This is a genomic window from Hoylesella oralis ATCC 33269, from assembly GCF_000185145.2.
In the GTDB taxonomy this organism is placed as follows: Bacteria; Bacteroidota; Bacteroidia; order Bacteroidales; family Bacteroidaceae; genus Prevotella; species Prevotella phocaeensis.
The window spans coordinates 1903120-1925084 of record NZ_GL833119.1; the positions used below are offsets into that span (position 1 = coordinate 1903120).

Genomic DNA, 21965 nt, shown 5'->3' on the forward strand with positions numbered 1-21965 from the left:
GCCTTATTTATTAAATAGAACATTACTAAGATTTTGTAACGCTTGTTTTTTGTCTTCTTCTTTAATCAAGAACGAGATATTATAATTCGAACCTCCATAAGATACCATTCGTACCGGAATATTCTTCATAGCATCTAAGGCAAGCGTTTCAAAACCGACATTACTCCATTCGAGATCTCCAACTACGCACACGATGCACATGTTTTCATCGACAGTAACCGTACCGTATTTCTTCAATTCGTTTACAATATCATTGATGTGAGTAGGATTGTCGATACTCATCGATACGCCGACTTCGCTTGTTGCAATCATATCGATAGGTGTCTGATAGCTTTCGAATATCTCGAAAACTTTACGCAAAAAGCCTGTTGCCAAAAGCATACGTGAAGACTTTATTTTTATAGCTGTAATATTATCTTTAGCTGCAACCGCTTTAATTTTTCCTTTAACTATTTTATTATCGATAATAGTGCCTTCTGCATCAGGTTCCATTGTGTTTTTCAGTCTTACAGGAATGCCCGCATACTTTGCAGGCTGTACGCATGTAGGATGAAGAATTTTTGCACCGAAATAAGCTAACTCTGCAGCTTCTTCGAAATTAAGTTGTTTAACAGCTCCTGTCTTATCTACAATTCGAGGATCATTATTATGCATACCATCAATATCTGTCCATATAACGATCTCTTCTGATGATAGTGCTGCGCCAATCAACGATGCCGTATAATCCGAGCCACCACGTTGAAGATTATCTATTTCACCATATGCATTACGGCAGATAAAACCTTGTGTGATATAGATTTGGTAGCCCTCATTGGCATTCATTAATACCGACAATTTATTTTTGATATAAACGGGATCAGGCTCCGCATTTTTATCTATTCTCATAAAATCTAATGCATTAAGTAACAAAGCCTTAATGCCAATTTCTTGAAGGTAATTAACAAGCAAGTTCGTACTGATAATTTCACCTTGTGCAACAATACTTTTTTCTTCAAAGGAAGTGAATATACCTTTGCCAAATGAGCGGAGATAATTAAACTCATCAACTAAAAAATTATGCATTTTTTCCTTATATTCACTTGTCGAATACAGTTCATTGATATGGTTGAAATATTTATTTTCAAGATGATTGATAATTTCGTTTGCACCATCAGGATTTTTCTTATATAGGTAATCGGAGATTTCAATAAGAGCATTTGTGGTTCCCGACATGGCAGAGAGTACTACAAAAGTTGATTCTTCCGATTTTGTTATCAATGAAGCTATATTTTTTATACGCTGTGGTGTTCCAACGGAAGTACCACCAAATTTCATAACTTTCATAAGTTCGTAATATTTAAAACTTAATTATTGTTCTTTGTTGTATCGTTTTCGCTCTCGATATTTATTTTATTGTATTCTTTTGTAACTTCGATAATATGTTTGTTGACACATTGATAAACTACACCGGGAAACTTATCGAGCATGGGAATATTATGAGTAGACATAATGACAGCAGTTCCTGTTTGGCTGATTTTTTTAAGTAAACCTATAATATTATATGCTGTATCTGGATCTAAATTACCCGTAGGCTCATCGGCAATAATCATTTGAGGATGATTCAATAACGCTCTGGCTATTGCAATACGTTGTTGCTCTCCGCCGGATAATTCGTATGGCATTTTATCTTTTTTATTAGACATCCCGACTTCTTTCAAAACTTCCTCTATTCTATCGTTTATTTTATTCTTGTCTTTCCACTGTGTCGCTCTTAAGACAAATTGCAGATTTTTATACACGGATCGATCGTGAAGGAGCTGAAAATCTTGGAATATAACTCCCATTTCTCTTCTCAATGCAGGTATTTCCTTACGCTTAATTCTTTTCAAATCGTGTCCTAAGACCTCCACGGTGCTGCCTTCTGTGGCGTCAATATCTAACTCACAATATATTGTTTCAAGCAAGGAGCTCTTCCCCGATCCCACTTTTCCGATAATATATACGAATTCACCTTCATCTACATGAAAATTTATATCCTGTAAAATTAGGGACTCTCCTTGATAAACATTTATTTTCCGATAATCGATTAACATGATATTTTAGTGTTTATGCCACGTTTGATTATGACGAGTTTGTAATTCTTTTGCTATGTCTTCAATTCGCAAGCCCTTACTTGTCAGCAACACTATTAAGTGATAAAACATATCCGAAGCCTCGTAAATTAATCGTTCACTAGTTCCATTTGTCGCTTCGATGACAGTTTCCAAAGCCTCTTCTCCAACTTTCTGGGCCATGCGGTTTATTCCTTCTCTAAATAAAGAAGTAGTATAGCTATCTTTTGGCATTTCTTGATAACGCTTCTCTATAAAATCTTGGAGTTCTGTAAGAAAGAGAAGAGGGTTGCATTCATTTACTTCCCCCCAACAGGTGTCTGTTCCCTTGTGACACGTTGGACCTGTAGGATGTACTTTGATAAGCAATGTGTCGTTATCACAATCCACTTGTATACTGACAAGATTTAAATAATTTCCCGATGTCTCCCCCTTTGTCCATAAACAATGACGGCTTCGGCTCCAAAACGTAACTTTTTTTGTTTCGACAGTTATATCGTAAGCGTCTTTGTTCATGTATCCAAGCATCAACACTTTCTTTGATGTGGCATCTTGAATAATTGCCGGCACAAGACCTCCCGATTTCCTAAAATCTATTTTCATATTTCCTTCTATAATCTTACATTAACTCCATTTTCTGAAAGATATTTCTTAAGATTTGGTATTTTAATTTCTCCAAAATGGAATACCCCAGCAGCTAAAACTGCGTCAGCTTTTCCCAATATGAATGCATCTTTAAAATGTTCCAATTTTCCTGCACCGCCGCTTGCAATGATGGGTATTGAGAGCTTATCGGCAAGCATAGCTAGTGCTTGGTTCGCATAGCCTTCCCTTACGCCATCATGACTCATGCTGGTGAATAATATTTCACCGGCACCTCTATCTTCAACTTCCTTTGCCCATTCCGACAATTCACGATTGGTTCGCTCACGTCCTCCTTTTGTGTAACAATACCATTCTTCGTTTTCAAAGCGGGCGTCAATAGCACATACGCAAACTTGCGAGCCGAATTTCCCAGCAATTTCGTTAATTAAATGTGGTGTTCTAATCGCTGCAGAGTTTATACTGACTTTATCTGCTCCGGCATAAAGGAGCTCCTCCACATCTTTAAAGGAGTTGATACCTCCGCCAACAGTAAAAGGAATATTGATTTCTTTTGCAATCTTCGTTACAATTCCTTTAAATGTCTTTCTGTCTTCTATACTTGCTGTAATATCAAGAAATACAAGTTCGTCAGCTCCAGATGCACTGTATGCTTTTCCAAGTTCCACGGGATCACCAGCCTTTCTCAAGTTGATAAAGTTGGTACCCTTCACCGTTTCACCGTCTTTTACATCGAGACAAGGGATAATCCGCTTTGCAATACCTCTACCCATGGGCGGTCTCCTCTATATTGATCTTTCCTTCGTAAAATGCTTTTCCAACTACGACAGCAGGGATACCGATATTGTCCAGTTCATATATATCATCGTTTGAAGAAACGCCTCCACTTGCAATCAGATAAATATGGGGAAATCTTTCAATTACTTCTTTATATAAATCGGTAGATGGTCCTTGCAATGTGCCGTCTTTACTTATATCAGTACATAAAATATTATTTACTCCATGAGAAATATAGTAGTCGAGGAATGACATCAACTCTACACCCGAATTATCTTTCCATCCGTTAATAGAGATATTTCTTCCTCTCACATCGGCACTAAGGATAATACGATCAGCCCCAAATTTCATCAGCCAACTACAGAATTGCTCTTTTTCTGTCACGGCAATGCTGCCTACTGTAGCCATTGCACTTCCATTGGCAAATGCCAATTCTATATCTTCTTCACTTTTGATACCTCCCCCAAAATCAATTGTTAATCCGGTAGAAGAAGTAATATCTTTCAAAACGTTGATATTGACGATATGATCGGACTTGGCGCCATCTAAATCTACGACATGCAAACGTTTAAATCCCATCTTTTCAAAGGCTATGGCAGCCGCCACAGGATCGTCGTTATATACGGTTTTATGGGAGTAGTCTCCTTTTGTAAGACGCACGCATTTTCCACCAATCAAATCTATTGCAGGTATAAGCTCTATCATAACTCCAAAAAATTTTTAAGTATTTTTTCTCCAACATCCCCACTTTTTTCCGGATGAAACTGTGTGGCGTAGAAATTATCTTTATGAAGAGCTGCACTATATGGCTGAATATAATCAGTTGTTGCAATTGTATATTCACAGAGAGGTACATAGTAACTATGTATAAAATACACATATTCTTCCTCCAGAAGTCCATTAAACAAAGACGTACGCATGTCGTAGAGTGCATTCCATCCCATAGCGGGTACTTTTTCTTCATGTTTTTGCGGGCAAAACCTTTTCACATTTACAGGAAAGATACCGATACAATCTGTATTATATTCTTCGGAATACCTGCAAAGAAGCTGCTGTCCAATACATATACCAAGGACAGGTTGTTTCAATTCTCGTATTACATTGTCTAAGCCATGCTCTTTCAAAAACGACATGGTAGAGCGTGCTTCTCCTTGTCCGGGAAACAATATGCGGTCTGCCCCCATAAGTTCTTCAGCCTTATCCGTTATCATCGGTTCTGCTCCCAACCTGTGTAGAGCATTGACCACGGAATATATATTTCCAGCATTATATTTTACGATTGCTATTTTCATCAACTGAAGATAATCGTTTTATTATGATAAGTAAGAATTTTACGTTCTATATGTTTGGTAACAGCCCGTGATAGAACGATCTTTTCAAGATCACGTCCTTTTAATATAAGACTCTCAGGTGTGTCTTTGTGTGATATTCTAACAACATCTTGCTCGATGATTGGACCTGCATCTAATTCCGCTGTTACATAATGACTAGTCGCACCTATGATTTTCACCCCTCGTTCCCATGCCTGATGGTAGGGACGTGAACCAACGAAAGCCGGTAGAAATGAGTGATGTATATTGATAATATGATGAGGATAGACCTTAATCATATCATCAGTAATAATCTGCATATATCGGGCCAAGACCACAAATGTAACCTTTTCTTTTTTTAGAAGTTCCATTTCTGCCTTTTCTACCTCTTCTCTATTGGAGTGATCTTTATTAACAGACCACACATAATATGGAATTCCGAATTGCTCTGCAACCTCTCTCAAATTTTCATGGTTACTGACTATACAAGGAATATCTACATTCCATTCGCCGGCCTTATACCGTGCAAGCAGATCATAAAGGCAATGACTTTTCTTGCTTACGAATATAGCCATACGCGGCCTTTCATCATTGAAATATAAACTAAATGTCATTCGGTAGCGTTGTGCATATAACGTTTCTATATATTCATTGATTTTACCACGTGGAATTTGAAAGTCCGCAAGTTCCCATTCTATACGCATGAAAAATCTTTCGTCTTCATGATCTACGTATTGGTCGAGATAGACGATATTGCCTTTATTATCAGTAATGAATTTTGTAATTTCCGATATAATCCCTGATTCATCTGGACAGTGAAGAAGCAATATGGCCGTTGATTTCATCTTTTTTGTATATATTAATCGTTATTGTTCTGTGCAAAGATAGTAATTTTCTTTCAGATTAAAAGGAAATGAAAGGTAAAATAACATGAACAATAATTTCAGAAAGAGAAATCTTAAAACTATGATAGTCTTTTAGTTAATACTTCCTATTATAACTCATTCTTTCTTTGTATGGAGAATGATACTTGTGGCTCCAATGGTAAAAAGAGCGTTATTTTCTATAACACGTTGTTCACGCTCGTTGAGTATCTCATTGCCAACAAACGTACCTGTATAGCTCGGTCCGTCGCGTAAGATATATTTTAACTTGCCATGTTTGTCTTTACTCACATTAATTATGCAATGTGTCATATCTATACTCGGATCATTTGTTTCTATAGGACAGTTAATTCCACTACCTTTCATGTATCTTCCTATAACATTGTCACCAAATTTTAAAGGAAATATTTGTTTGTAATGGAAAATATTTTCAATAACAACAATTTCTCCGTAATTATTTGAAAGTTGATATTCTTCTGGTTTGTCATTTTTTTGTAGATCTCTCAGTTTGGATATACCAATACGTATTCCAAACTCTTTACCACATTGTGGACACTCGAATATTAAAGACTGTCCGGATTGGTATTTGGTTTCATCAAATGTGATATAATTGTCACATTTAGGACATCTGACTCTTTTCAAAATGGAATTCTCTATTTGACAAACTTGCGAAGAGGGTTAATTTTCTGTAATTGTAGTCAACCAACAATCCGCAAACTCAGAATTATCGTTTAATTTATTTAAAATCGTTCTGGCTTTCATTTCGCTATTATATTTCCCCAAAACAACTTTTGTTCTATGCTTATTCGTATATACCCAAACATCATTAAAACCACGCTTATGCAATCTATCGGCATATTCTCTCGCATTTTTAAGAGTGACGTGGCTTGCCATTACGATCGTATGGTAAGTACTTTTTGTTATTTTCTGCGTGTCTGTGGCAATGGATTTTCTATCTATGGTCTTTCTTTCTACCGTTTTATTACCCAAATTGATTTTAGTTAATGCGGGAACTGTTGTGTAATCTTTAGGTAAAATGCGATAGAGCAGGCCCGTATTAATCTGTGTTCCCGATGTTGTCAATGCAGATTGATTGCCCAAAGGTGAAGAAAATAAAAAAAAGATAATAGTAGCAATAAACACAGCAGCAATATTTCGCAAGATACTTATTTTAACATAGCCGTGATGTGAGGGTTCGTTTTCTTTATTCTGGCAATTATATATTTGCTCTGTTTCAAGAGTTGTTGCTCTTTTCTCTTCAACAGTTTGAACATTTTCGGTATCTATGGCAAGATTATGGAGAGCATCTATTTGTGCCGCCGACTTTATGTGTTCAAGCGGCAAGAACTCAATAGAGCTTAAGCCATAAAGGGCTGGTGTAAGAATACCAGCATTGCATGCTTTGAAATAATACTTTCCATGCTCATTAATTCCAAGTACACCGACGTTGTTCATAATGTATTGTCCATTAATTTCGATACATTGTTTTAATTCTGCAACGTCTTCTTCTATTCTCTTGATGGCATCAGGATAGCTTATGTCGTAAGCCTCAATATATGATTGTACTAATAATGAGTCGTTAATCCTTAATTGGGGATTGAAACCTATTGTACGGATAGGTGGAAAAAACATAGTATCGGATTCGTCATAATATGCCTCGATATGGTGAGTCACGAAACCGCCGAATTCCGGAACAATAACACAGTCGTTACTTAAAAGAAGTATTTCTATATGTCTTTCTAATTCTATCACATGTGCAAAATTATTCTTTTTTCTTGAACTTTGCAACTAAACAAAAGAAAAAGTCTTGGATATTGATTAAAAACAATTATATTTTTTGTCAATTTATGTTTTTATATTATCTTTGTCCGATATAATAACAAGAAAGTTACTGATGAACTATAAAGAGACAGAAATTCAAGGTGTATGGATAATAGAGCCTGAGGTTTTCAACGACACTCGTGGATACTTTTTTGAAGTGTGGAAGCAATCTGATTTCAATAAGCATATCGGAGAAATACATTTCATACAAGATAATGAATCTAAATCAGCCTTTGGCGTCTTACGAGGATTACATTATCAAAGGGGTACATATTCTCAAGCTAAATTAGTAAGAGTTATCAAAGGAAAGGTTCTTGATGTAGCTGTGGATATCCGCCGAAGTTCTCCTACTTTCGGTAAATATATAATGGTAGAGTTAAGCGATGACAACAAAAAGCAATTCTTTATACCACGTGGCTTTGCTCATGGTTTCTTAGTACTGAGCAATGAGGCTATTTTCACCTATAAAGTGGATAACGCTTATGCACCTCAGCATGAAGCCAATATATGTTGGAATGATCCTGAACTGAATATAAAGTGGCCTATTGATCCTGCTAAAATTATAACAAGTCAAAAAGATTTAGCCGCACCGCTTTTGAAAAATGCAGAAGTTTTCGATTAAAAAATAATTCTATGAATATTGCAATTGTGGGCACCGGATATGTTGGGCTGGTTTCTGGCGCATGCTTTGCCGATACGGGAGTTAACGTTACCTGTGTAGACATAGATTCGAACAAGGTCGAGAAATTAAAACGAGGAGAGATTACAATATACGAACCCGGTCTCGATGAGCTCGTTCTAAAGAATATCAAAGCCGGCCGACTGAAATTCACAACATCACTGGAGAAGGTGTTAAATGAGCAGGATATTTTGTTTTCAGCTGTAGGAACCCCACCAGACGAGGATGGTAGTGCAGATCTCAGTTACGTGCTGCAAGTAGCTAAAACCATTGGACAACACTTGAATAAATATCTTGTTGTTGTTACAAAGAGTACAGTGCCGGTAGGAACATCGAATAAAGTCAAGCAAACTATCCAGCATGAACTTGATGTTCGCGGCGTAAAAGTAGAGTTTGACGTGGCAAGTAATCCCGAGTTTTTGAAAGAAGGAAATGCCGTTAAAGATTTTATGAGTCCGGCAAGAGTTGTTGTGGGAACAGAAAGTGAAAATGCTAAAAACCTTTTGTCTCGTTTATACAAACCATTTCTAATCAATAATTTTCGCGTTATATTTATGGATATTCCAAGCGCAGAAATGACAAAATATGCGGCTAACTCCATGCTTGCCACTCGTATATCATTCATGAATGATATAGCTAATTTGTGTGAACTTGTGGGTGCTGATATAAATATGGTACGCGCGGGAATAGGAAGCGATGAACGTATTGGGCGTAAATTTCTCTATGCCGGTTGTGGGTATGGAGGTTCTTGTTTCCCAAAAGATGTAAAAGCCCTGATAAAAACAGCCGATGATCATGGCTATTCTATGAGTGTATTGAAAGCGGTAGAATTGGTAAACCAAAGGCAGAAAGAAGTTGTATTCCATAAACTCAATAAAGCTCTCAATGGAGTATTAAAAGGGAAAACCATTGCTATTTGGGGGCTATCTTTTAAACCTGAAACGGACGATATGCGGGAAGCTACCGCCTTAGTCGTTATCAATATGCTACTTGATGCCGGATGCAGGGTACGTGTATATGATCCAGTTGCTATGGATGAATGCAGAAGAAGGTTCGGAAATGTAGTTACTTATAGCAAAGACATGTACGAAGTCGTACTCAATGCCGATGCACTTTTATTGCTTACAGAGTGGAAAGAATTCAGACTTCCCAATTGGGAGATTATTACCAAGCTTATGAACAATAAGCTTATTATAGACGGTCGCAATATTTTTGATAAAGAAGAATTAGAACATTTCAATTTTGAATATCATTGTATCGGACGTTAATTTTTTCTATAGCTTGTGTTTTTTTTATATGATGGAGAGTTTTAAAAGAGTGTTTATCTGTTGTTTAATGCTGTTTTTGTTACAAAGTTGTAACGATAAAAATGGTAAGAACGCAGATGGAAATGTTCGGGAAGATCATAATGCCAAGCGTATGTTACAGGGCATATGGGGAGATGAGGATGAAAATAATGTGACATTTAGGGCTAAGGGAGATACCATTTTCTACCCGGATACGACAAGTCAGCCGGTGTATTTTCAAATTGTTAGGGATACGCTTGTGCTCCATGGAGCAAATGTGATGAAATATGCCATTGTGAAACAAACGCCTCATCTCTTCGAATTCAAAAATCAGAATGGGGATGTGGTGAAGCTGATTAAAAGTAATGATCCGAACGACATACACCAATTTGAACATCGTAGGCAAATGGCGTTGAATCAAAATCGATTGATTAAACGTGATACTGTGGTGATCCAAGGTGATAAACGTTATCATTGTTATGTTCAGGTAAACCCCACGACCTATAAAGTTCTCAAAACCGTTTATAATGACGACGGGGTAGAAGTGGACAATGTGTATTATGATAACATCGTACATATCAGTATTTTTCAAGGAACATCAAAAGTTTTTTCTAAAGATTTTTATAAGAATGACTTCACGAAATATGTACCTCAACAATTTTTGAGACAAAGTATACTTAGCGATATTCCTTTCAGTAGGGGCGATAAGCGAGGATTGCATTTTATTGCTAACTTATGCATTCCAGATTCATACTTGAGCTATATTGTGGAGATTATCGTTTCATTCGATGGAAAAATGAGAATGCAAATAAATAAAGAATAAAAGTATATGGAGATGAAGCGAGCCGTTCATCTCCATTAAAGTATTTAAACAACTTTCATCTTATAGCCTTCTTTTCCTCTTATCTTCTTTATTTTAGTGCAATATCTATTTTATGCCATTCAAAATCTTCTTTTACTTTTTGTGTAATTTTCGAGATATCAGAAGCATCTAACACTTACTCCAAAGTAGAACGCATAGTTCCGGCATTACGAATAAGGTCTTTTATTACCTCGCCTCCAACGATAATTCCGGCAGCTGCAGGGACGAAAGCATTGCTGGCAGGAATAGTTCTGCGACCTGCAAATTCGTGCATATTCTTATCTGAATAAACATCGTGGAGACGACAATCATTTGGAGTGATGTTTGTTGGAGCAATTGGTTCTTCTGCACTATAAACCACTTTCAAATGGGGTATGTGCAGTTTTCTTAGTTTTTTGCGGATAATCTTTGCCAACGGATCCATCTGAGTTTTATTAATATCAGCTACCCTAAAAGCCGTAGCGTCCATTTTATTAGCTGCTCCCATGCAGGAAATGAGTGGTATCTGCAAAGCATAACACCTTTTAATCAATTCGAGTTTAGCCGAAACCGTATCAACGCAATCTATCACATAATTATAGACAGAAAGGTCGATCTCATCGGCATTTGACGGTAGATAAAACATTTGGAATTTATGTACAACACATTCTGGATTTATATCATGAATACGTTCTTCAGCAATGTCTACTTTCAATCTGCCAACAGTAGACAAAAGTGCATATATCTGTCTGTTTATATTGGTTGTACATACATGGTCGTTATCAAAAATGTCCATTTCACCGATACCACTTCTTGCCAACACCTCAGCGACATATCCGCCTACACCTCCTATACCGAATACGGCAACTCTCGATTCTTTTAAAGTATCTAAAGCTGCCTTGCCTATCAGCAATTGGGTTCTCGAAAATTGATTTTGCATTCTTAATATTCCAGATTTTGGTTACAAAATTACAAAAAGAAATACATTTATTTGGTATCTTTTTAATATATTTTTCATTTGTCTGTTCATATTGCTCTCTTATTGTTTAAACAGAAAAACGTTGTTTTAATTTATTCCATAAATTATTGTTATTCATATAGATAATATATATATATTAATTATATACTATATATAAATATCATATAAGTATTGTTTATATGTGATATATGTTACCCCAGTCTTTCTAATTATATATAAATGTCCATTTCACCGTAAATATATGGTGATACTAAATATATCTGTATATAAAAATAAAAACGTGCGATAAAATGGATGAAAAATGTAGTTTGCTATCCCAAATATGCAGATATTCTTTTGAATATCAAGTAAAATTACAAAATTCTTTGTATTTTTGCAGAAAGAAAATGAAGTATGGGTATTTTCGGTTTATTTAGTAAAAAGGAAAAACAGACACTTGATCAAGGTTTAGAAAAGACCAAACAGAGTGTGTTTTCTAAGTTGGGTAGAGCTATTGCTGGTAAGTCTACCGTTGATGATGATGTGCTTGATAATTTAGAAGAAGTGTTGATTACATCGGATGTCGGTGTAGATACGACATTAAAAATCATTCACCGTATCGAGGAAAGGGTTGCAAAAGATAAATATGTATCCACTTCGGAGTTGAATGGGATATTGAGAGAAGAGATTACTTCGCTGCTTGCAGAAAACCATACTGTAGATAATGATAACTGGGATTTGCCATCTGACCATAAACCTTATGTAATCTTAGTGGTCGGAGTGAATGGAGTTGGAAAAACCACAACCATTGGCAAACTTGCTTGGCAGTTTAAAAATGCAGGGAAGAAGGTATTTCTTGGTGCAGCAGACACTTTTAGAGCTGCTGCAGTAGAGCAAATTCAGATATGGGGAGAGCGTGTTGGAGTACCCGTAATCAGGCAACAGATGGGAAGCGATCCGGCTTCTGTAGCATTTGACACATTACAGTCGGCGAAAGCGAATGGTGCCGATGTAGTGCTGATAGATACTGCAGGGCGTTTACATAACAAGATCGGCTTGATGAATGAGCTAAAGAAGATTAAGGATGTCATGAAGAAAGTGCTTCCTGAAGCGCCCGATGAGGTTATGTTGGTGCTTGATGGTTCCACCGGACAGAATGCCTTTGAACAAGCAAAACAGTTTTCTGCAGTTACACAAATTACTTCTCTTGCGATCACGAAACTCGATGGAACTGCTAAAGGCGGTGTGGTTATCGGTATTAGCGATCAACTAAAAGTTCCCGTAAAATACATTGGACTCGGTGAAGGGGTTGAAGATTTACAACTATTTAATAATCGGCAATTTGTAAATTCTTTATTCAATGAATAGATGAAGCAAAATCAGATCGATATTATCACGATGGGATGTTCGAAAAACCTCGTCGACAGTGAGTTGCTGATGAAGCAATTCGAGGTAAATGGCTACCATTGTGTGCACGATAGTAAAAATCCGCAAGGCGAAATAGCGGTTGTAAACACATGTGGTTTTATAGAGAGTGCCAAGGAAGAAAGTATCAATACGATTTTGGAACTTGTTGCTGCAAAGAGCGAAGGACGTCTTAAGAAACTCTATGTTATGGGATGTTTGTCGCAGAGATATAAAGAAGAACTTGAGAAAGAGATACCGGAAGTCGACAAATTTTACGGCAAATTCAACTATAAACAGTTATTGAGTGATTTGGGAAAGGCGGAAATTATTGCATGTGGAGGTAAACGCCATCTTACTACACCACGCCATTACGCCTATTTGAAAATAGCAGAAGGCTGCGATCGTCATTGCGCCTATTGTGCCATTCCGCTTATCACAGGAAAACATGTCAGTCGACCTAAGGCAGAAATACTGCAAGAAGTGGAGGAGCTGGTAGCTAATGGAGTGAAAGAGTTTCAGATTATAGCGCAGGAACTTACGTATTATGGTGTGGATATCGATGGCAAACGTCACATTGCCGATCTCATTAGTGCTATTGCAGATATAAAGGGAGTGAAATGGATACGCTTGCATTATGCTTATCCTAACCAATTTCCGATGGAGTTACTCGATGTGATGAAAGAAAAATCCAACGTATGCAAGTACTTGGATATTGCTTTGCAACATATCTCAGATCATATACTTACCCGTATGCATAGGCATGTAAGTAAACAGGAAACGATAGACCTAATTAAAGCTATCAGGACAAAAGTGCCTGATATATATATACGTACGACATTATTAGTAGGCTTCCCGGGAGAAACGGAAGAAGACTTCGAAGAATTAAAAGAGTTTGTGAAATGGGCACGCTTTGAACGTATGGGGGCATTTGCCTACTCAGAAGAAGAAGGTACATATAGTGCCTTGAATTATAAGGACGATGTACCCGAAGATGTAAAGCAACAGCGACTTGATGAGCTAATGCAGATACAACAGGATATCAGCACCGAGATTGAAGATGAGAAGATCGGTTGTAAGATGAAAGTAATTATAGACCGCAAGGAAGGCAACTATTATGTTGCACGTACAGAATTCAGTTCTCCGGAAGTTGATCCCGAAGTATTGATACCGGCTAAAGGCAAAATGCTCCATGTTGGTTCATTTTATAATGTACAAATTACAGGAGCAGAGGAATTTGATATGTATGCAGAAGTAATATAATTAACGATTACATTTTGAACAACAAGGAATTTATATCGGAGCTTTCACAACGTAGCGGTTACACGCAAGAGAACACCCAAAATCTTGTACGTGGCATTATTGATGCGTTTGGAATAAGTTTTGATGATGGAGAAGATGTACATATTGGTGGTTTCGGTACGTTCGAACTGAAAAAACGTACCGAGCGCGTTGTTGTTAATCCTTCAACGGGGCAACGGATGATGGTGCCTCCGAAGCTGGTCTTAACCTTTAGACCAGTAGCTTCTATTAAAGAGAAATTAAAGAATGGAGGGCATGATGATGAATAAAATTTCGTATCTATCGACTTTTATCCAAAAGAAATACAGTCTTTCACAAAAGGAAGCAGATAATTTCGTATCTCAAATGTTCGAAGTGATCAGCGAAGCTCTTCATACCGAAAAGCAGGTCAAGATTAAAGGTTTGGGCACATTTAAGGTTATGAGTGTGAGTCCTCGTGAAAGTGTGAACGTAAACACCGGTGAACGTTTTGTAATAGAAGGGCGCGATAAAATATCTTTTACTCCAGAAACATCTATGCGCGATCGGGTGAACACACCATTTTCCCAATTTGAAACGGTTGTACTGAATGATAATGTAGACTTTTCAGAAATCGATGAAAAGTACAATATGCTCCATGTAGATGATATGGAAGAGAGCAATGCGGATGTTGTGCTTTCTGACGTTACGGAACTCTCTCAAGAGGAAAAAGATAGTCATATTGATGATGGTACGTTCAATCATCAAGAAAATGTGGAAGATGTTCAAAAAGAAGTGATTGCTCCTCTTGATACTATCCAACTGAACATGTTGAATGAAAATGTCGAAACAGAAGATAAAGGTTTACAGCCATCTGATTTCGTAGACAAAGAAGAGGAGAGGACCGAGACGGAAAATGCTTTGTCAGAAGCAAATATTTCTATTGGTAATGCGCAGACAAATGTTGAGAACAATTCAGATGATACGACTACGGAAATATCTTCCACTGATGGCAATGACAACTTGTTTATTCGACTGCAACGGAGTAATAGACTCGTAAAAATCTTAGGGACGGTTATTATAGTATTACTTCTTTTGGGTTGTATAGGTACTTACTATGTAGGACGTATGTTGTCTTTAAGAGACAATCGGATTGAACATTTAGAAGCAACAATCGCCCAACGGCCTCTTATCGGACATAGGAAAGCAGCTATTATACCATTAAAGAAAACTGTGGTAGAAGCTAAGCTAATGAAAGACAGTGTTATCCAAAAGGATAAACAGACAAAGCCTTTACAACATACAAAAACTGCAAGTCAACAGAATAGTCAAGCTAATCAAAATAATGCTGATAGGGCAGACAGGCAAATGCAAATTCAAAAAGCGGTAAATACGCTCCCCGATTATGATAAAGATCCACGTGTAAAGACCGGTGCATACCGTATAATCGGCATTGAAAGAGAGATAAAAGTGAGAAAAGGGCAGACTTTATATTCTATCAGTAATGCAAATTTAGGCCCGGGCATGGAATGTTATGTGGAAGCCGTTAATGGAAAAAAAGAGTTTAAAGAGGGAGAAACTTTAAAAATTCCTGCACTGAAACTTAAGAAGAAAAAGAAATAAGGAAAGTATCATATTCAAATACTTCTTTTTATATACAGATTTTCACCTTTCGTATATTACTTTCAAGATCATCTTTTATGCTGTTCAGAATACTCCTTTCGGCACTATTGACTTGTGTATATGTGCAATTTTCCTATGCAGACCATCGTGAAATCAATTTAAAAACATGGGAATTTTCGCGCGATAACGTACATTGGTATACGGTGAAGATACCTCATGATTGGGCCATCAGAGGCCCTTTTGACAAGAAATGGGATTTACAAAATGTAGCAATAACGCAAAATGGAGAGACGGAAAAGACAGAAAAGTCAGGACGTTCCGGTGCCTTACCATGGATAGGCGAGGGAATATATCGTTATCACCTTCGGCAGACAGATTTAAAATCCAGACATGCTACATTATGTTTTGATGGTGCAATGAGTGAGCCTACCGTTTATGTAAATGGGCAAAAAGCAGGCTATTGGGCGTATGGATATAATGCTTTCCGGCTCAACATTACGCTTTTTTTACATGAAGGAGATAATTTAATTGAGGTACATCTGAAAAACATGGAGGAAAGCAGCAGATGGTATCCGGGAGGCGGATTATATAGGCCGGTGACATTGGTAATTACCGATAAGGCACGGATAGACACTTGGGGAACATATATCAGAACTGTTTCTGCCGATTCTCTGAAAGCTGTAGTTTCCATAGATATGAAAACCTTGGAATTTCTCCAAGGTTCCCGTTTTGTAGTAGATATAACTAATAAATACGGATATCATGTGCAAAAAAGTTGTCCGGTAGACTTAAAAGGCGAAGGACGTATCATATTCCATGTCACCCGCCCCAAGCTGTGGTCTCCAGAAACTCCTTATCTGTATAAAGTCCGTGTAAAATTGATTGCTGATAAAGAGGGGAAGCCTAATGTTGTATATGACGAGCAGCTTTTAAATTACGGAGTACGAATCATAGATATTACAAAAGAACATGGTTTCCGGCTAAATGGAGTATCAAGAAAAATCAAGGGAGTATGCTTACATCATGATCTTGGGCCGCTTGGAGCCGCTGTTAACAAGGCCGCTCTTATTCGTCAGATACGAATTCTTAAAGATATGGGATGCGATGCTATTAGAACAGCTCACAACATGCCGTCTTCATTGCAGATGGAAATATGCGACTCAATGGGAATGATGGTAATGGCAGAAAGTTTCGACATGTGGGTATATCCTAAATGTAAAAATGGTTATGCACGTTTCTTCAAAGAATGGAGTGATAGAGATATTATGAACTTAATATTAAATCACCGTAACCATCCTTGCATCATCATGTGGAGTATTGGCAATGAAATTCCGGAGCAATGGAGCAAGGAAGGGGTTGATATTTCTAAACATCTACAAGATTTATGCCACAGCCTCGATCCTTCACGAATGGTAACCCAAGGTATGGATCGACCAGATGAGGCGCTTGCTTCCGGATTTGCACAGATAATGGACGTACCGGGCTTTAATTATCGCGTGCACAAGTATGATGATAATATACGAAAGTTACCGCAGGGCTTCCTTTTGGGAACAGAAACAGCATCGACAGTTAGCTCGCGAAATGTTTATAAATTTCCGGTTAAGGTAACGGATAATGCAGTATATTCCGATGGACAATGTTCAAGTTACGATACCGAGTATTGCAGTTGGAGTAATTTGCCTGATGATGATTTTTCAATGCAAGACCATCCGTGGATTATCGGACAGTTCGTGTGGACTGGCTTCGATTATTTGGGAGAACCGACACCCTATGATGAGTATTGGCCTTCTAGAAGCAGTTACTTCGGTATATGCGATCTGGCAGGTATCCCAAAAGATCGTTACTATCTTTACAGGTCTGTTTGGAATACGAACTCACATACAATTCATTTATTACCACATTGGACTTGGACGGATCGTATAGGCAAGATAACACCCGTATTCTGCTATACGGATTATCCTACGGCAGAGCTTTTTGTAAACGGTAAAAGTCAAGGACGAATCAGCAAGAGTCGAGATGGCAGACTTACAAAATACCGCTTATGTTGGAATAATGTTGTTTATGAACCCGGAGAGTTGAAAGTTGTTGTGTACGATATTCATAATAATAAGGCAGGGGAGAAGCGTATCTATACCGCAGGAATTCCCCATGCTCTAAAAATTGATGTAGACCGCGATGTCATTCAGGCTGATGGAAATGATCTTGCATTTATCACAGTTTCGATGATAGACAAAAGCGGAAATGAAGTTCCTACTTCACAAGATGAATTAAATGTAAAAGTGTCAGGACAAGGTTCTTTCAAATGTATTTGCAATGGAGATGCTACAAATTTGCAATCATTTGTAGAACCAAAGATGAAACTCTTTAATGGTAAATTGGTTATTGCTGTACAATCTTCCATGAAGAAAGGAAAAATAAAGGTGAATATTACAGATGCAGCCAACAAAAAGATTACTAAATCAGTGAGCATAAAGACCGAATGAGATGTAAGCCTTTTATTAGCTAATTTCATAATTAGCAATATTTAGCATGATGGAATGGCAGCAACAGAATAAAAAGTTAATGTATCGAAATATCCCGAACAAGAAATTCGTCTTTTATGCCGTAATAGAACACTCCACATACCAATATGTTATATCGTTAGTACAAGATAGACATAAAAGGGTTATGTAGTAGATGTAAAATAGAGAGAACTCATGTCCATACGAAATCATACCGTCATGTCATCAGCCTTAATGCTATTACAATCCTTTTGTTGCCAATGATATTCTTCTTTCATGATAGTATGACAACAAAATAACAAAAATATAAAAATACCTGTACACAGGTAACGTTTTACATCAAATATTGCTATCTACCATTGGCATATTATATCATAAGAATGCTTCTAATGTGTAAAACTTACGATGAACTTAGATGAAAATAAAAAAATCCTTAAATAGAAATATTCTTTAATGATTATTTTTGTATATTTCGGAAATATTCGTAATTTTGCACCCTGTTTGGAATAAGTATCAAAAAGAAAACAAAAAGTTAAGATAGAAATGTCTAAGATTTGTCAGATTACAGGAAAAAAAGCACAGATAGGTTGCAATGTATCTCACTCAAAGCACCGTACAAAGCGCAGTTTTGATGTGAATCTATTCAACAAAAAATTCTACTATGTGGAAGAAGGGTGCTGGATTAGCCTTAAGATCAGTGCCGCTGGTCTTCGTCTTATTAATAAGGTAGGTCTTGATGCCGCTTTGAAGCAGGCCGTTTCTAAGGGGTATTGCGACTGGAAAGACATTAAAGTTATAGGAGAATAAGCATTATGGCAAAGAAAGCTAAAGGAAATAGAGTACAGGTAATCTTGGAATGTACCGAGATGAAGAATAGCGGTCTGCCCGGAACGAGCCGTTATGTAACAACGAAAAATCGCAAGAATACTCCTGAACGTCTCGAATTAAAAAAGTATAATCCCATCCTCAAGAAGATGACACTTCATAAGGAAATCAAGTAATAAAAGGAGATTTAGATTATGGCAAAGAAAGCAGTCGCTACCCTCCATGAAGGTTCTACGGATGGTCGTGCATACTCGAAAGTAATAAAAATGGTAAAAAGTCCTAAGACCGGTGCTTATGTTTTTGATGAGCAGATGGTTCCAAATGAGGCGGTAAAGGATTTCTTTAAGAACTAATAGTCTTAATAAGACGAAATATATCTTCTTTTTCTTTTGAGGAAAGCTTGTTCTTTAAAAGAAAGATATGATACTTACAACAGGAAGTAAAATATAAATATATGATAAATATATTATCTACAACATGGTGGTGTGAATTCTCAAGATTGAATAAGTCGTGAATTGCGAAGCTATGTAGATAATGTGAAGATATCGAAAGGTCTGTCGTTCTTGCGGCAGACCTTTTTATGTCTAAAGAAAATCAATATAGTACAATAGAACGAAGTCATGGCAATGAAATATGTTTTAAAGCGGGCGCTAAATCATGAGGGATTTATCCGTGAGGATACTAAACGGGCACTTGCCAACATCACCAAGAAAGAGTATTCAGAAAAGTTGGTTGCCAATAACCTCAGAATGGCAAGTATGCTCCAACAAGAGCTCATTTTATGAAAACAGATAATCTTAATAAAAAATTGAAGAAATCTATAGAAACGATATGAAAATAAAGGTATGTGGCATGCGAGATGCCGATAATATTCGCGCCGTATCCGATTTGGGAGCAGATATGATAGGTTTTATCTTTTGGAAAGGGAGTCCGCGTTATGTACAGATGATATCATCGAGTGCCGGTACTATTCCCGATTACAGTGAAGAACGATTGGCAAAAAGGCAGAATAAAAGTGTGCCCCCTGAGCGTCCTGAACGTGTAGGAGTTTTTGTTGATGATATGCCACAGAACATTGTAACACGTGTATATAATTATGATTTAGATTATATCCAACTGCACGGTTCTGAAAGCAGAATTATGATGGAAAACCTGCGCAGTACGCTTGTTCCCGATATAAAAAACAATATAAAGATAATAAAAACTTTATCGATAAGGTCGAAAGATGATATTGAGGGGTATAAAGAGTATGAAGGAATAGTAGATATGTTTCTATTTGAAACCAAAATGTCATTGACTGGCGGTAGTGATGAACAATTCAATTTGGCCTTGCTCGATGAATATAAAGGCAAGATACCGTTCTTATTAGGTGGAGGTATCAGTCTTAGAGATACGGAACGTCTTAGACGTATTAGCCATCCATTATTTGCAGGTGTTAATTTAAATAGCAAATTCGAGACCGAACCCGGAATGAAAGATATAGATAAACTACGGACATTTATTGAGGAAATACGTAGATGAACAGGATAAACGGTCTTTTCGGTGATAAATAAGACAGCAGGTTGCTATTTGCTTATTTCTGAGCAGGAATATCCTATAAGTCGTGTTAGGGTGGGCTCAATAGGAGAGCGATGTTGGAACCAAGAGCGAAGAACGACAAAACTTAAGGAGTCTAATATAGAATTGGGTGTTTTAATGAAAGTAATTAAAATGACAGGAAAGATATGAAAATAGCTATCATCGATAATTATGATTCATTTACATACAATCTTTCACATCTTGTAAAAGAACTTAGAGCGGACGTAACTGTCTTCCGTAATGATAAACTTACGCTTAACCAGTTGGATTGCTTTGATAAAATTATTCTTAGTCCCGGACCGGGTATCCCTTCGGAAGTGAGACTGTTATTTGATATTATTAAAACTTATGCCGGGCAAAAGCCTATTTTTGGCGTATGTCTTGGGCACCAAGCTATTGGTGAGGCATTTGGGGCAAGACTCATAAATCTCAACCATGTATATCATGGAGTGGTTACCAAAGGAATACAATTTGGTAACGATCCTATCTTCCGCGGCTTGCCAAAGCATATAGAAATGGGGCGTTATCATAGCTGGGTGGTTGAACGTTCCGGTTTTCCCGAATGTCTTGAGGTAACGGCTATTGATGATAACGGTCAAATTATGGGACTCCGCCACCGACATTATAATATTCATGGCATACAATTCCATCCGGAAAGTGTTCTTACTCCTAATGGACGCATAATTATGCAAAATTGGTTATCCTTGTAATAGATATTACTCATTTTGTAAAGATGCAGGAGATGACTGTGATAACTGATTATTCCTATTCATATAAGTATTTGGGAGAAAATGCATTTTGATGAGACAAAAGAGCCATCTCGATTTGGAAAATTATTACAGAATTAGTATTTTTGTAGCTTAAGATAAATAAAAATCGCTTAATGAATATCGATAATGCACATGATTTAAATATATCGTTGCAGCATAAAGTTTACAAAACGGACTGCGAAGATGAATGTCCTTGGTATGCTATTCGATTGTTTAATTCTTGTCAGAAGGGTGTGAGCGAAGCTCTTAAAGCACTTCAGTTGGAATGTTTTATTCCGATGGAATATGTGGATATAAATACTGAAGGACAAATACTCCAATTTAAGTTGCGCCCTGTAATACATAATTTGCTGTTTCTAAAAAAAACGAAAACGGAACAAGAGATTAGGAATATCCTTACCGACATGCCATATCGTCTTTCCGTTATCCGAAAAGATGATGTGCATACCGATTATTATGAAATACCTGCCCGACAGATGTTCGAGTTTCAAACCATGTGCAATCCGGATATCCTGATGCGAAAGTATCTTTCTGAAGATGAGGCCAAGCTTAAGGCAGGTACGCCTGTTACTGTGCAGCATGGGCCTTTAAAAGGAATGACAGGCAGGTTAGTACGTAGTAACAAAAAGTATTTTCTTTTAAAAGAAGTTCCCGGAATGGGAGTCATGTTGAAAGTCTCGCGTTGGTGCTGTAAACCGTTGAATGAATTTTAATGAAAAGATTTCAACCTTTTATCATTCGTTTAATTATGGAAA

General features: G+C 37.1%; 25 protein-coding genes. 15 read left to right on the top strand and 10 right to left on the bottom strand.

The window, feature by feature from the left end; genetic code table 11:
- Positions 1-3 precede the first annotated feature (3 nt).
- From HMPREF0663_RS10345 to HMPREF0663_RS10385, 9 genes are all read right to left on the bottom strand, one after another.
- Positions 4-1323, bottom strand: a complete 1320-nt coding sequence (locus tag HMPREF0663_RS10345) for an aspartate kinase (RefSeq protein WP_004370474.1) — start codon at positions 1321-1323, stop codon at positions 4-6.
- A gap of 20 nt (positions 1324-1343) precedes the next feature.
- Positions 1344-2072 (bottom strand): cell division ATP-binding protein FtsE, encoded by a 729-nt coding sequence (locus tag HMPREF0663_RS10350; RefSeq protein WP_004370475.1) that lies wholly within the window; start codon positions 2070-2072, stop codon positions 1344-1346.
- A gap of 6 nt (positions 2073-2078) precedes the next feature.
- The gene (gene hisIE, locus HMPREF0663_RS10355) at positions 2079-2693 is read right to left on the bottom strand and encodes a bifunctional phosphoribosyl-AMP cyclohydrolase/phosphoribosyl-ATP diphosphatase HisIE (RefSeq protein WP_004370476.1); all 615 of its coding nucleotides are present in this window, start codon (positions 2691-2693) and stop codon (positions 2079-2081) included.
- 8 nt (positions 2694-2701) lie between these two features.
- The gene (hisF, locus tag HMPREF0663_RS10360) at positions 2702-3466 is read right to left on the bottom strand and encodes an imidazole glycerol phosphate synthase subunit HisF (RefSeq protein WP_004370477.1); all 765 of its coding nucleotides are present in this window, start codon (positions 3464-3466) and stop codon (positions 2702-2704) included.
- Positions 3459-4175, bottom strand: coding sequence for a 1-(5-phosphoribosyl)-5-[(5-phosphoribosylamino)methylideneamino]imidazole-4-carboxamide isomerase (gene hisA, locus HMPREF0663_RS10365; RefSeq protein WP_004370478.1), 717 nt, complete (start codon positions 4173-4175; stop codon positions 3459-3461). The genes hisF and hisA overlap by 8 nt, the downstream gene beginning before the upstream one ends.
- Entirely contained in the window at positions 4172-4762 is a 591-nt protein-coding gene (gene hisH / locus HMPREF0663_RS10370) for an imidazole glycerol phosphate synthase subunit HisH (RefSeq protein WP_016665110.1), read from the bottom strand. The genes hisA and hisH overlap by 4 nt, the downstream gene beginning before the upstream one ends.
- Entirely contained in the window at positions 4762-5625 is an 864-nt protein-coding gene (gene purU / locus HMPREF0663_RS10375; protein ID WP_004370480.1) for a formyltetrahydrofolate deformylase, read from the bottom strand. The genes hisH and purU overlap by 1 nt, the downstream gene beginning before the upstream one ends.
- Positions 5626-5781: 156 nt before the next feature.
- Positions 5782-6306 carry an FHA domain-containing protein gene (locus HMPREF0663_RS10380; RefSeq protein WP_004370481.1) on the bottom strand — a complete coding sequence of 175 codons (525 nt, stop codon included), beginning with the start codon at positions 6304-6306 and terminating at the stop codon, positions 5782-5784.
- Positions 6307-6342: 36 nt separating this feature from the next.
- Complete coding sequence (locus HMPREF0663_RS10385; protein WP_004370482.1) at positions 6343-7416, bottom strand: HU domain-containing protein; 1074 nt, start codon at positions 7414-7416, stop codon at positions 6343-6345.
- A gap of 142 nt (positions 7417-7558) precedes the next feature.
- Here HMPREF0663_RS10385 and rfbC point away from each other — a divergent pair, with 142 nt between their 5' ends.
- From rfbC to HMPREF0663_RS10400, 3 genes are read left to right on the top strand one after another with little or no spacing between them, the layout of a single operon-like run.
- Positions 7559-8107: a dTDP-4-dehydrorhamnose 3,5-epimerase gene (rfbC, locus tag HMPREF0663_RS10390; protein WP_004370483.1), complete on the top strand. Its 549-nt coding sequence runs from the start codon at positions 7559-7561 to the stop codon at positions 8105-8107.
- An 11-nt stretch (positions 8108-8118) separates the two neighbouring features.
- Entirely contained in the window at positions 8119-9432 is a 1314-nt protein-coding gene (locus HMPREF0663_RS10395) for a UDP-glucose dehydrogenase family protein (protein WP_004370484.1), read from the top strand.
- 28 nt (positions 9433-9460) lie between these two features.
- Positions 9461-10273 carry a DUF4738 domain-containing protein gene (locus tag HMPREF0663_RS10400; RefSeq protein WP_004370485.1) on the top strand — a complete coding sequence of 271 codons (813 nt, stop codon included), beginning with the start codon at positions 9461-9463 and terminating at the stop codon, positions 10271-10273.
- Positions 10274-10448: 175 nt separating this feature from the next.
- Here HMPREF0663_RS10400 and HMPREF0663_RS10405 read toward each other — a convergent pair whose 3' ends face one another.
- Positions 10449-11231: a tRNA threonylcarbamoyladenosine dehydratase gene (locus tag HMPREF0663_RS10405; protein WP_004370486.1), complete on the bottom strand. Its 783-nt coding sequence runs from the start codon at positions 11229-11231 to the stop codon at positions 10449-10451.
- A gap of 432 nt (positions 11232-11663) precedes the next feature.
- Between HMPREF0663_RS10405 and ftsY the strand changes: the two genes are divergently transcribed.
- The 12 genes from ftsY to HMPREF0663_RS10455 all read left to right on the top strand — a co-directional run bounded on the left by ftsY (position 11664) and on the right by HMPREF0663_RS10455 (position 21923).
- Complete coding sequence (gene ftsY, locus HMPREF0663_RS10410; RefSeq protein WP_004370487.1) at positions 11664-12617, top strand: signal recognition particle-docking protein FtsY; 954 nt, start codon at positions 11664-11666, stop codon at positions 12615-12617.
- Entirely contained in the window at positions 12618-13916 is a 1299-nt protein-coding gene (gene rimO / locus HMPREF0663_RS10415; RefSeq protein WP_004370488.1) for a 30S ribosomal protein S12 methylthiotransferase RimO, read from the top strand.
- 14 nt (positions 13917-13930) lie between these two features.
- Positions 13931-14224, top strand: coding sequence for an HU family DNA-binding protein (locus tag HMPREF0663_RS10420; RefSeq protein ID WP_004370489.1), 294 nt, complete (start codon positions 13931-13933; stop codon positions 14222-14224).
- Entirely contained in the window at positions 14211-15536 is a 1326-nt protein-coding gene (locus HMPREF0663_RS10425) for an HU family DNA-binding protein (RefSeq protein WP_004370490.1), read from the top strand. Before HMPREF0663_RS10420 ends, HMPREF0663_RS10425 begins: the two co-directional genes overlap by 14 nt.
- A 77-nt stretch (positions 15537-15613) precedes the next feature.
- Positions 15614-18019: a glycoside hydrolase family 2 TIM barrel-domain containing protein gene (locus tag HMPREF0663_RS10430; RefSeq protein WP_004370491.1), complete on the top strand. Its 2406-nt coding sequence runs from the start codon at positions 15614-15616 to the stop codon at positions 18017-18019.
- Positions 18020-18580: 561 nt separating this feature from the next.
- Positions 18581-18844 (top strand): 50S ribosomal protein L28, encoded by a 264-nt coding sequence (rpmB, locus tag HMPREF0663_RS10435; protein ID WP_004370495.1) that lies wholly within the window; start codon positions 18581-18583, stop codon positions 18842-18844.
- 5 nt (positions 18845-18849) lie between these two features.
- Positions 18850-19038 carry a 50S ribosomal protein L33 gene (gene rpmG / locus HMPREF0663_RS10440; protein WP_004370497.1) on the top strand — a complete coding sequence of 63 codons (189 nt, stop codon included), beginning with the start codon at positions 18850-18852 and terminating at the stop codon, positions 19036-19038.
- An 18-nt stretch (positions 19039-19056) separates the two neighbouring features.
- Positions 19057-19215, top strand: a complete 159-nt coding sequence (locus HMPREF0663_RS11840) for a DUF4295 domain-containing protein (protein ID WP_004370499.1) — start codon at positions 19057-19059, stop codon at positions 19213-19215.
- A 273-nt stretch (positions 19216-19488) separates the two neighbouring features.
- Entirely contained in the window at positions 19489-19647 is a 159-nt protein-coding gene (locus tag HMPREF0663_RS12015) for a hypothetical protein (RefSeq protein ID WP_154665150.1), read from the top strand.
- Positions 19648-19693: 46 nt separating this feature from the next.
- A complete protein-coding gene (locus HMPREF0663_RS10445; RefSeq protein WP_004370502.1) occupies positions 19694-20383 on the top strand; it encodes a phosphoribosylanthranilate isomerase in 690 nt (229 codons plus the stop codon).
- 203 nt (positions 20384-20586) lie between these two features.
- Positions 20587-21150 (top strand): anthranilate synthase component II, encoded by a 564-nt coding sequence (locus HMPREF0663_RS10450; RefSeq protein WP_004370506.1) that lies wholly within the window; start codon positions 20587-20589, stop codon positions 21148-21150.
- 173 nt (positions 21151-21323) lie between these two features.
- Positions 21324-21923 carry a UpxY family transcription antiterminator gene (locus tag HMPREF0663_RS10455; protein ID WP_004370507.1) on the top strand — a complete coding sequence of 200 codons (600 nt, stop codon included), beginning with the start codon at positions 21324-21326 and terminating at the stop codon, positions 21921-21923.
- The last annotated feature ends 42 nt before the right edge of the window (positions 21924-21965 follow it).